Annotated in this window: 9 protein-coding genes; 1 reads left to right on the top strand and 8 read right to left on the bottom strand. The window is 50.9% G+C overall.

Annotated features, from left to right (window positions below):
- The 4 genes from ACTRC3_RS04465 to ACTRC3_RS04450 form a co-directional block, all read right to left on the bottom strand.
- The gene (locus tag ACTRC3_RS04465) at nucleotides 1-480 is read right to left on the bottom strand and encodes a hypothetical protein (RefSeq protein ID WP_178039087.1); all 480 of its coding nucleotides are present in this window, start codon (nucleotides 478-480) and stop codon (nucleotides 1-3) included.
- A gap of 1 nt (nucleotide 481) precedes the next feature.
- Entirely contained in the window at nucleotides 482-1330 is an 849-nt protein-coding gene (locus ACTRC3_RS04460; protein ID WP_262670702.1) for a DUF3100 domain-containing protein, read from the bottom strand.
- Nucleotides 1331-1559: 229 nt separating this feature from the next.
- The gene (locus tag ACTRC3_RS04455) at nucleotides 1560-2783 is read right to left on the bottom strand and encodes a PucR family transcriptional regulator (protein ID WP_440321854.1); all 1224 of its coding nucleotides are present in this window, start codon (nucleotides 2781-2783) and stop codon (nucleotides 1560-1562) included.
- An 81-nt stretch (nucleotides 2784-2864) separates the two neighbouring features.
- Complete coding sequence (locus ACTRC3_RS04450; RefSeq protein ID WP_440321853.1) at nucleotides 2865-3503, bottom strand: Crp/Fnr family transcriptional regulator; 639 nt, start codon at nucleotides 3501-3503, stop codon at nucleotides 2865-2867.
- Nucleotides 3504-3764: 261 nt separating this feature from the next.
- Here ACTRC3_RS04450 and ACTRC3_RS04445 point away from each other — a divergent pair, with 261 nt between their 5' ends.
- Nucleotides 3765-5555 (top strand): flavin reductase, encoded by a 1791-nt coding sequence (locus ACTRC3_RS04445; RefSeq protein WP_440321851.1) that lies wholly within the window; start codon nucleotides 3765-3767, stop codon nucleotides 5553-5555.
- Nucleotides 5556-5670: 115 nt separating this feature from the next.
- Here the strand turns inward: ACTRC3_RS04445 and metA are convergent, their stop codons facing one another.
- From metA to ACTRC3_RS04425, 4 genes are all read right to left on the bottom strand, one after another.
- The gene (metA, locus tag ACTRC3_RS04440) at nucleotides 5671-6588 is read right to left on the bottom strand and encodes a homoserine O-acetyltransferase MetA (RefSeq protein ID WP_440321849.1); all 918 of its coding nucleotides are present in this window, start codon (nucleotides 6586-6588) and stop codon (nucleotides 5671-5673) included.
- A 178-nt stretch (nucleotides 6589-6766) separates the two neighbouring features.
- On the bottom strand, nucleotides 6767-9475 hold the full coding sequence (fdhF, locus tag ACTRC3_RS04435) for a formate dehydrogenase subunit alpha (RefSeq protein ID WP_440321848.1): 2709 nt from the start codon (nucleotides 9473-9475) through the stop codon (nucleotides 6767-6769).
- A 43-nt stretch (nucleotides 9476-9518) separates the two neighbouring features.
- Complete coding sequence (locus tag ACTRC3_RS04430) at nucleotides 9519-11396, bottom strand: NADH-ubiquinone oxidoreductase-F iron-sulfur binding region domain-containing protein (protein ID WP_440321846.1); 1878 nt, start codon at nucleotides 11394-11396, stop codon at nucleotides 9519-9521.
- Entirely contained in the window at nucleotides 11383-11874 is a 492-nt protein-coding gene (locus ACTRC3_RS04425; protein WP_178039961.1) for an NAD(P)H-dependent oxidoreductase subunit E, read from the bottom strand. Before ACTRC3_RS04425 ends, ACTRC3_RS04430 begins: the two co-directional genes overlap by 14 nt.
- Nucleotides 11875-12170 lie beyond the last annotated feature (296 nt).

Here is a 12170-nt window from a genome sequence, read left to right as displayed (position 1 = left end):
TTAAATCAGTCCCTTTGCAGCCAGAATAATATTGGAAATTGCTGCGGAACCAAAATAGGTAGACGCCATAACTACGAAAGAAATAATTACAATCTTCCAGCTCAGCTTCTTGAATACCTCCAGCTGCTCTCCTACCGCGATTCCCGCGAAGCTCAGCAGCGGGATTCCCACCAGACCGAAGCTGTATGCGCTCATCAACTCAACAATCGTATCGGAAAGCGGGGAGATCGGCAGTGTTAAAACAAATGCCACCAGGGTAGCCCACGCAAATCCCGGAAGATTCGGTTTCTTTACCACGTTCTTCAGAACGATTGCGATTGCAACCATGATAAAGCTTACTACGGTTGACTTCAGCAGACCCGGAAGCGGGGTTCCCATAGAAACCATATGAACCACAATGACGATTCCATAAATAACGACAATAATTTTAATCTGCTCTAAAATAGTTTCAAGCAGTGATTTTTCCTTTGCAGCTTCCATTTTATACCTCTCCCTCCGGTGCTTTCTTAAATACTCTCTGTCTAAAGCGCTCGATACCCGGATTTATGCGCTTATAATACCAGTTAGCCAGCGGTAATGCCACGAACATCTCAACATACACACCTGTTACAGCAGTCAGAAGTCCACTGGTTGCTGAATATGCGAGAATCTGCTCAGAGTACATAGCCGGGGCAGCACTGGTAAGGGCAGCGGTAGCTGCGTTCATCATGGACGCACTTCCCATTCCGGACGCCATAGCCAGTGCGAAGGGGTGGAATCCCAGAAGCAGGCCGACGGGTGCCAGGAAAGAGTAGAATAAGGTTCCGAATACACTTCCGCTGATGTAGGTTCCCAGCGTTCCCATACCTTCTCTGGACTCCAGACCGTACTTATCTCCGATAATTCCCAGCGCGGTATCACGACACAGGGAGAAGGTTCCTCCAACCGCACTTCTTCCCAGTCCAATCAGCAAACCTAAGGGCAGCGCAATCAGCATAGTTGCCAGGTTACCCAACTCCTGCAGCAGCAGAGCCGGACCTGCCTGAAGCACGATTCCGACCTTCGGTCCTGCACTGATACCGAACATGATGCCCAGGGGGTATAAGGTCAGGGACAGTAAGTAGGGTGCACGGCTGATCTCAGCGTGGCCGATAACTTTCTTAAGCGGCGGGATTACTTTTCCCAGAAGTGAGGGGGATAATAAAATTCCCATAATGATAACCCAAATCATGGTCAGGATCTTTACATCGACTCCCATCACCTTGAATTGCAACGGTCCAATCAGCTCCGCAATAATGCAAAGGATAAGCGTTACAATCATACAATTTACAGTACCCGTTCTCTGTTTCACATCTTTTTCCTCCGTTTCAGTAAAATAATCTTCCGAAACCTCCAGTACCATGGGATCCAGGTTTCCAAAAGATCATTCAGCTCTCGCTATTTTTAGTATAGCACTGCCTCCTTTTCATGTCGACGCTCCCTGCGCACCATAAAACCCCTGTTTTTTATGCACCATGCACAACGGTTCTCACTTGCAAATGATAATCTATACATTTCGACGGAGTTTTTTCATCTGCCCTTTATTTCATAAATTTCATAATCCGGAGCGCAAACGCAAGCTCCAGGATGCTGTTGGGATCAGACAAGTCATAGCCTGTCTGATTTTCAATCTTCTTAATCCGGTACATCAGCGTATTCCGATGTAAATGCAGCGCGTTTGCCGTCACATTCCTGGCTCCCAGATTGTTGACCAGAGCCTCCAGCGTCTCCAGAAGCTCTCTCTCATTCTCCTGATCGTATTCAATAAACGCGTTCAGCTTTTCTTCCACAAATTCCCGGCACATATCCTGCTTGCTGATTTTTTTCAAAATTTTCCAGAAACCGGCGTCTTCGATACAGAGCACCCTGGACTCCAGGTTCTGACATACAGCGATTTCCACCGCGTCCCTTGCGTCCTGATAGGCCTGTCCGAATCTTTTATAAGTATCCTCCGCCCTCGACACGCCTATGGTCGCCCTGTATCCTGTTTTTTCACAGATCTCACTCTGTATGGCTTCAAAATAATCCGCCCCGATCTCCTTGTCCCTGGTCCGCTTCAGGATACATTGAAAGGTGCCGTTGTTGGACAGGACAACCACCTGCTCCCCGGTAAAGGCCTCCCTTATCAGATTTTCTATCTTTTCAATCCGCTCCTGGGCTTCCTCCTCCCGAAGCTCATGCAGCTTCTGTTTGATCCGGTCAACCTCGATATAAATAATCTGATAAGGCGGCACGGGCCACCTCTGTTCCTTGATCCTGTAATTTTCTTCCTCGTCGTGGGCGATATTGCCGGTCAGAAGATCCACAAATAACCGCTGATCCATTTCCCGCTGATTATATCGTTTAATCTGGGACTGCATGGAATCCATCAGATTATTCTGCGACTTGATAAGCGCCTCCATTACAAGATAATTCATCTCTATAAAAGGAAGATCCTCCGGCCACAGAATCAGCGGAAACTGCAATTCATCCGCCACCTTTATAGCCGCATCCAGGGAACAGCCGATGTATTTATATTTTGTCGCCAGGGCTGCCGCCTTGGCGTCGTACAAATCTTGGATTAACTGGATAATTTCTTCCTCTGAATTGCTATAGGTATATCCGGTTGTAATATAGAAGACATTCGGCCGCATCCACGCTTTCATATCCGGTATTTCCATACAGTCAACAAAACGGACTACACGGTCAAGCCCGCCCTTTCCGGCTGCCAGTGAGCATCCCTTCGTCTCAGCCAGCTCCAATATTTCCCTTACTTTTAAGGACACTTTCTACCTTCCCCCTCCAGACGTCATTTAATGCTATATTATAACACAAATTTTACATTTTGGGTATGGTTCCCATTCTTTTTACCATTTCAGACAGACCGTCCTCCCATCTTTTTCCAGTATTCCCTCATTCTCCAGGCTCTTCATTTCTCTCGTCATGGCGCTTCGATCCACGCTGAGATACTGGGCCAGCTCCGTATAGGACATGGGAATCCGGATCTTCCGGCTGTGCAGCTCCTCAGAAAGGCTTTCCAGATAGGCCAGAAGCTTCTTCCTGGTAGTGGTTCTGGAGAGGACGTAGATCCGCTGCACCTGCTGTCGGGACTGCAGGGCAATCATCTGGAGCAGGTTGCTGACCAGCTGGCTGTGGTGCCAGCAGGCGTTCTCGCAGCGCTTGATCACATGGGCGTAGTCGATGAACATGACCCGCGTCTCTTCCTCAGCCTGCACGTAATAATTCCGGGAATCTGCAGGAAGCAGAAAGGCTTCGCCGAACACCGCGTCCTTTTTCAGTTCGTCAATCATATACTGATTTCCCTCTTCATCGCAGTAATACAGGACGGCCCGGCCGGAAAGAATCAAGCCAATTTTATTCATGGTGTTGGAATATGCAAATATGATTTCGTGGTTATGGAAGCTTACCTCCCTGGCCTGGAAACAGACGCGCATTCTTTCCTGCTCTTCGGGTAAAATATCTGTAAATAATGTAACTTGTGACATACTGTCCTCTCCTTCTATCTATGCCCTTTGGATACATTTGTTTCACTTTGTATGACATCTGGGAGTGTCTCGTAGCCTTCAGGATTGCCTTGGTCGTTCATCACTCCTACAGATATATTTCTTTCCACACATTATATCATATTTTTTCTTACCAAATTCACTTTATGTGACTTTTGCAACAGATTTATTTTCCAGTTTCTGTTATTATTTTAACAAGCAAAGAACAGAAACACATCTACCGGAAAACAGGAGGAACGAACTATGAAAGTGACCGATACCATCAAATATGTAGGCGTAAACGACCACCAGGTGGATCTTTTCGAAGGCCAGTACAAGGTGCCAAACGGCATGTCCTATAATTCTTATGTAATCCTGGACGAGAAAATCGCGGTGATGGACACCGTGGACGCCAATTTCACCCATCAGTGGCTCGACAATATCCAGCAGGTGCTGGAAAACCGGAAGCCGGATTATCTGATCGTCCAGCACATGGAGCCGGACCACGCAGCCAATATCGCCAATTTTCTGAAGGTATATCCCGATACCACTGTAGTCGCTACCGCGAAGGCCTTCAACATGATCGACAACTTTTTCGACCTTGACCTGGAGGGCCAGAAAATCGAGATGGGCAACGGCGGCACCCTGTCCCTCGGCTATCATCAGCTGACCTTCGTGTTCGCGCCCATGGTGCACTGGCCGGAGGTTATGGTAACCTATGACAGCACGGAAAAGGTACTCTTCTCCGCCGACGGCTTCGGCAAATTCGGCGCTCTGGACGTAACCGAGCCCTGGGACGATGAGGCAAGAAGATACTTCATCGGCATCGTCGGCAAATACGGCGTACAGGTGCAGAACCTTCTGAAGGTGGCAGCCACCCTGGATATCGAAATCATCTGCCCCTTACATGGCCCGGTTCTGAATGAAAATCTGGGACATTACATCGGCCTCTATGATACCTGGTCCTCCTACACGCCGGAGGAAGACGGTATCGTCATCGCTTACACCTCCGTATACGGACATACCAAAGCGGCTGTCTCCGCCCTGGCTGATGAGCTGCGAAGCAAAGGCTGTCCGAAGGTGGTCGTCTATGACCTGGCCAGAGACGACATGTCCCGGGCCCTCAGCGACGCATTCCGCTACTCCAAGCTGATCCTGGCCACCACCACCTATAACGCCAGCATCTATCCGTTCATGCACGATTATATTACCCGCCTGGTGGAGCACAATTTCCAGAACCGTACCGTAGGCCTCATCGAAAATGGTACCTGGGCGCCGCTGGCTGCCAAAATCATGAAGGAAATGCTGGGCAAATGCAAGAAAATCAACTGGCTCAAGAACTCCGTCCATATCTGGTCCGCGGTCAAGTCTGAAAACCGCAAGCAGATCGAGGCCATGACCGACGAGCTCTGCAAGGAATACATTGCCAAGGATAACTCCCTGGCCAATAAGAACGATATGTCCGCCCTCTTCCGCATCGGCTACGGCCTCTATGTGGTCACCTCCAACGACGGCAAGAAGGATAACGGTCTCATCGTCAATACCGTGACCCAGCTGACGGACAATCCCTTCCGCGTGGCTGTCAATATCAACAAAGCCAACTATTCACACCATGTGATTCAGCAGACCGGCGTTCTGAATGTCAACTGTCTGTCCGTGGACGCACCATTCTCCATCTTCCAGCAGTTTGGCTTCCAGTCCGGAAGAACCGTGGACAAATTTGCAGGCGTGAAAATCAACCGTTCCGGAAATGGACTCGTATTTCTGGATCAGTATATCAACGCATTTATGTCTCTGAAGGTGGAGCAGTATGTGGACCTGGGCACCCACGGCATGTTCATCTGCAGCGTGACCGAAGCCCGCGTCATCAGCGACCGGGAGACCATGTCCTACAACTACTATCAGCAGAACGTCAAGCCGAAGCCCCAGACCGAAGGCAAGAAAGGCTTTGTCTGCAAGATTTGCGGCTACATCTACGAGGGCGACGAGCTCCCCGAGGATTTCATCTGCCCGCTGTGCAAGCACGGAGCTGTAGACTTTGAGCCGATACAGTAAATGATTTTCCTATAACTGATTTCCAGTAAATAAAAGGGCAGCCGCGCAATCATCTGGCAGTGATGATTGCGCGGCTGTCGCTTTTCATAGTCTCTTATTTTATTTTCCGTGCCTTCTACTCCTCATCATCCCACACGTAAGGCGTATTCTGATATACATAATAATTGATCCAGTTTGTATACAGTGTATTCGCATGGGCTCTCCACATGAGCAAAGGACGGTTGTCGCTATTGTCGTCAGGGAAATAGTTCTTCGGCACCTGGATGTCCAGACCTTTATTCTTATCTCTGACATATTCCTTCTCCAGGGTCAGACGGTCGTACTCGGGATGACCGAATACAAAAATCTTGCGGCCTTCCTCCGCCATGGCGATGAAAACGCCGGCCTCATCAGATTCGGCCAGAATAGTCAGATCACTGCAGGCACGGATTTCTTCCGCGTCCACGGTGGTATGACGGGAATGGGGCGCGTAAAACTCATCGTCAAAGCCTCTGATCAACGGCTCTTTACGGTTCTCCACCTTGTGGCGGTAGAGTCCGAACAGCTTCCGGGGCAACAGACGCTTCTTCAGGCCATAGAAATGATACATGGCTGCCTGTGCTCCCCAGCAGATAAAGAAGGTGGATGTAACATGGGCGTCGGCCCAGTCCATAATCTCGACCAGCTCATTCCAGTAATCTACTTCTTCAAATTCCATTTGCTCCACCGGCGCGCCGGTGATAATCAAGCCGTCGAAACGGCGCTTTTTCACCTCGCAGAATGGCTCATAGAACTTGTTAATGTGGCTCTGGGCTGTATTCTTGGATTCATGGCTGCTGACTGTGATAAAGGTAATATCCAGCTGCAGCGGTGTATTGGACAGAGAACGCAGGATCTGAAGCTCTGTGTCCTCTTTAAGCGGCATCAGATTCAGGATGCCTATCTTCAGCGGACGGATATTCTGATTGAGCGCCCGCGTCTCATCCATAACGAAAATATTTTCCTGCTCCAAAATTGCCCTAACCGGCAAATCACTCTGTACTTTAATCGGCATAACTTTTTCTCTCCTCTGCCTGCGCAAATTATCGCGCACTGCGGCGCTGTATATAACTATAGCATAAATGCGGCGTATTTGAAAGCAGGAAATCTATTTCTTCCGCAATTTTCCTGACCAAAAACGGGCCGGGCAGCTTCCGCCGACCGGCCCGTCTCTGATGCATTTCTATAACACTTTATGCTTTCTCAATCTTAATCGCGCAGACCTTGTACTCGGGGATTCTCGCGTACTTATCGAGAGCCGCGTTGGTCAGCCAGTTTGCGTTGCCATCCGGGAAGTGGAAGGGCATCCAGCTCTCGCCCGGAGAGGTCTTGGTTCCCACACGGGCGGTGGATTCGATGCTGCCTCGTCTGGAGGATACGCGCACCTTGTCGCCGTTCCTGATACCCAGTTTTTCCGCGTCCACGATATTCATTTCGATGAAGGAATGTCCTTCAATCTCCATGAGCTCCGGAGTCTTGCCGGTCATGGCACGGGTGGTGTAATGATACAGGATACGTCCGGTCATCAGGATAATCGGATATTCCTCATCCGGAAGTTCTGCGGAAGGCACATATTCAGCCGGGTAGAACCAGCCAAGGCCTCTCGAAAACTTGCCCACATGCATAATCGGGGTGCCCGGGTGATCCTTGGTCGGGCAGGGCCACTGTAAGCCTTTGCCGCCCACCTCTTCGCTGTCCAGGCGGGCATGGCTGATGCCGCCGAAGCTGGGTGTCACGGAAGCGATTTCGTCCATAATCTCTGCGGAGGTCAGGTGAGGCTGCGGATAACCCATACGGTTCATCAGGTCGATGATAATATCTGTATCCAGACGCATCTCGCCCGGTACTGTGATGGCCTTACGGACTCTCTGTACACGGCGCTCCGTATTGGTGAAGGTTCCTTCCTTCTCCAGGTAGCTGACGCCCGGCAGAATGACGTCTGCATACTGGGCGGTCTCTGTCATAAAGAGCTCCTGCAATACGAAGAAATCCAGACTCTTCAGGGCTTTGATGATATGGGAGGTATCCGGGTCGGTCACCACAGGATCCTCGCCGTAAATATACAGGCCGCGGATCTCCTTGGTGATCGCCTTGGGGAATACGTCGGTTGCGTGGGTTCCCACATTGTGGTTCAGCGGAACGCCCCAGGCCTTCTCAAACTTCTCTACCACGCCGGTCGCGGCAACCTTCTGGTAGCCCGGAAAATCTGTGGGGGAAGCACCCATGTCACAGGCTCCCTGTACGTTGTTCTGTCCACGGAGCGGGTTCACGCCGCAGCCCGGACGACCCAGCTTGCCGACTAACATAGCCATGTTGGACATGGACATAACGCCCTCGGTACCGGTGGAATGCTCGGTAACGCCCAGACAATAGATAATCGGCGCGCGGTCAGCCTTCGCGTACATGATGGCTGCTTTTCTCAAATCATCCGGATCGATGTGACAGATTTCTGCCACCTTCTCCGGTGTATATTCCTTTACGATCTCTTTAATCTTCTCATAGCCCTCGGTACGCTCTGCGATAAATTTGTCATCCTGCAGGCCTTCCTCAATGATCACATGCATGATGCCGTTCGCAAAGGCTACGTTGGTACCCGGCTTTAACTTCAGATGGATGTCTGCTTTCTTCGCCAGTCCGATATCTCTGGGATCTACGACGATAAGCTTACAGCCTCTCTTCACTGCCTGACGGATCTGCATGCCGACTACCGGATGGGCTTCCTCCGGGTTGGAGCCTACCAGCATGATGACGTCCGCATTCTTGGTGATATCCTCGATGGGGTTTGTCATGGCGCCGGATCCCAGGGTCATATACAGACCTGCTACGGACGCTGAGTGGCAGACGCGGGCACAGTTATCGGTATTGTTGGTACCGAAGCAGGTACGAACCATCTTCTGTACCATATAAATGTCCTCGTTGGGGGATCTGGAGCAGGCAAAACCAGCCAGGGAATCCGGGCCGTACTGCTTCTTGATCTCCATGAACTTGGAAGCTACCAGGTCCAGAGCCTCATCCCAGGTGGCGCGCTCGAACTCGCCGGTCTCATGGTTCTTGATCAACGGGTACTTGATACGCTCAGGCGACTGGGCGAAGTCGAAGGAGCCGCTGCGTCCCTTGACACAGAGCAGTCCCTTATTGGACGGTCCGTCATAAGCCTCGGTATCTACGACCTTGCCGTCCTTCACCAGTACGTAATACTGGCAGCCGGTCGCGCAGTGGGGACAGGTTGTCAGAACCTTCTTGTCGATCTGATACGGACGGTATTTCTTTCTCCGCTTCATGGTCAGAGCGCCTGTCGGACATGCCTGTACGCAGTTACCGCAGGACTCGCAGATGCCCTCATTCCAGGTATTCTTATAGTGAGCGCCGATAACGGACTGGAAACCACGGTTCATAGTGTCGATGGCTCCGCGTCCCACGATCTCCTTACAGGTATTTACACATCTGTGGCATAAGATACACAGGCTCGGATCGTAGGTAAAGAACTTATTCGTGTCATCAATGGGTGCGTTGTTCATCTCGCCCGGGAAGCTGGTCTTCTCTACGCCGTACTCGAAGCAGTAATCCTGCAGCTTGCAGTCGCCGTTGGCTTCGCAGGAAAAGCAGTGTACCCGATGATCGGACAGTAAGAGATCCAGGGTCTCTTTTCTGTATTTTACAACCTTCTCAGACATGGTCTGTACTTCATCGCCCTCGGAGCAGCGTAAGGTACAGGCGGTATCAAACTTTGTTCTGCCATTGTTGGTTACTTCCACGACGCAGAGTCGGCAGGAACCGTCGGGCAGTACATTTTCCAGATAACAAAGGGTCGGAATCTTTACGCCTATCTGCTTGGCGGCCTGCAGAATCGTGGTACCCTTTTCCACTTCTACAGGGATTCCATCTATCGTCAAATGAATCATATCCATCCTCCTTTTATTACTGTTCACTACGTTCACAGTAATACTATTTCAAAATGACCGCATCAAAGGCACAGTTCTCCAGACAGGTTCCGCACTTGATACACTTGGAATTATCAATGACATGAGGCGCTTTCCGCTCGCCGGTAATGGCGTTCACCGGACAGTTGCGGGCACACTTGGTACAACCCTTACACTTGTCAGGATCAATCTCGTATACACGCATGGATTTACATACGTGGGCCGCGCACTTCTTGTCTACGATGTGCTCGATATACTCGTCCCGGAAGTTCTGAATGGTACTTAAGACCGGAAGCGGCGCACTCTTTCCCAGACCGCACAGAGACCGGTCTTTTACGAAGTGTCCCAGGTCTTCCAGCTTCTCCAGATCTTCCATCTCGCCCTTACCATCTACAATCTTTTCCAGCAGCTCCAGCATACGCTTGGTTCCGATACGGCAGGGACCGCATTTTCCGCAGGACTCTCTCTGGGTGAAGCCCATAAAGAACCGGGCAACCTCTACCATACAGGCATTCTCATCCATAACAACCAGTCCGCCGGATCCCACGATAGCGCCGTATTTCTTCACCGAATCGAAATCCAGAGGCACATCCAGATGCTTCTCGGTCAGACAGCCGCCGGAAGGCCCGCCGATCTGAACTGCCTTGAAGGCTGCGCCGGATTTCAGCCCGCCGCCGATATCAAAGATAATCTCACGAAGGGTTGTTCCCATCGGCACCTCGATAAGACCGGTATTCTCGATGCTGCCGGTCAGGGAGAAGGTCTTGGTTCCCGGGCTTCCTTCTGTACCGATGCTGCGATACCACTCATGGCCCTTCAGCACGATCTCCGGAACGTTCGCATAGGTCTCTACGTTATTCAGAACGGTAGGCTTCGCCCACAGGCCCTGTTCTACGGTACGGGGCGGTTTTACACGGGGCATGCCGCGGCTTCCCTCGATGGAAGCTGTCAGGGCTGAACCCTCGCCGCATACAAAAGCGCCCGCTCCCTTATTAATGTGCATATGGAAATTGAAGCCGGTGCCGAGAATATTCTCGCCTAAGAGTCCATTTTCCTCCAGTACGGCAATGGCATGCTTCAGTCTCGCTACGGAGTTCGGATACTCGGCACGCACGTAGATGTAACCGTTCTCAGCACGCACCGCGTAAGCTGCCAGCATCATACCCTCGATCAGACGGTAGGGATCACCCTCCATAACGGATCCGTCCATGAATGCTCCCGGGTCGCCCTCGTCGCCGTTACATACCACATAGTGAACCGGGTCGGCCTGACGGGCCACCTGAATCCACTTCTTACCTGCCGGGAAGCCGCCGCCACCACGGCCACGCAGTCCGGACTGATCCACTTCCTCAATGACCTGATCCGGCGTCATCTCGAACATGGCCTTCTGAAGTGCCGCAAAACCGCCGCTGGCTATGTATTCTCTTAAGGATTCCGCATCGAACTTACCGCAGTTCTTCAGTACGATACGGGTCTGCTTCGCGATGAACGGAATGTCGTCCGGCCCTTTGCAGACCTTGCCGCCCTTCTGGTACAGCAGACGTTCCACCACTTCATTGCCCAGAACGCTCTTTTCAAAAATCTCGGCACAGTCATCCAGCTGTACCTTCACATACTGAACCACATCCTGCCCCTTCTGGATCCGGACCAGGGGACCCAGCTCGCAGACGCCCTGACAGCCGGTCTTCTTCACGCCCAGATGTTCCTTCTCATCGTGGGGAGCGAACTCCAGGGTCACGCCCGGCGCATCCTTGGTAATCTCCAGGAATTTCTCATAAATTTTATTGGAACCGGTGGCGATACAGCCTGTACCGGAACAGACAAGAATCCGGCAGTCGTAGGAATTAAGCTCTTTCACCGCTTCCTCGTGAAGCTGCTGTAACTGTTCTTTATTCTGGATCAATTCCGGCACCTCCTCTTAACTGGTCAATCACTGCTGCCGCCTTTTCCGGCGTCATACAGGGATACACTTCTTCATTTACCATCATGGTGGGAGCAAGTCCGCAGGCACCCAGGCAGGACACGGTCTCTACGGTGAACATCATATCGTCCGTGGTCTTCTTGGTCTTGCTTAAGCCCAGCTTCTCATACAGGGCCTCCAGTACCGGCATGGATTTCCGCACATGACAGGCTGTTCCGTCACATACCTTGATAACATACTTTCCCTTTGCGTCGAAGGAAAAGTTCTCATAGAACGTCGCCACGCTGAAAGCCTTGGCCTCCGTCACCCCGATCTTGTCTGCCACATAACTCAGCAGCTCTCCGGGCAGATAACGGTAAGCTCCCTGAATCTCCTGCATAATCGGAATCAGTGAAGCCGGCTTTCTGCCGTACTGATCCATGATCTCATCCGCTTTTGCGTAATAGGACTGATCAAGCATACTATATTTACCCTCCTTACATTAGTTTCACCCAACTACAAAACAGCTGTAACCGTTCTGATAATACACTAACAGTATACAGCCATTTTTGTATAAAATCAACAATTATCTCCGTTATTTTTTTGTCATTTTTGTGCAATCGTCCTGTTTTCTAAAATATATCGGTTACTTATCACTAACTTTTTGCACAATCCTCCGATGATAATCCTCCGGGCGGTTGATATTGGCAAAGCTCTCCTCCGGCGCGGTGCTTTCACAGATATCGTAGCCGATCCGGTTCAGGAACGCGAAAACCG

This window comes from Laedolimicola sp. (assembly GCF_051972735.1).
Lineage (GTDB): Bacteria > Bacillota > Clostridia > Lachnospirales > Lachnospiraceae > Laedolimicola > Laedolimicola intestinihominis.
Note: the sequence above shows the minus strand (reverse complement) of the source record. Positions and strands in the feature narration are given on the sequence as shown.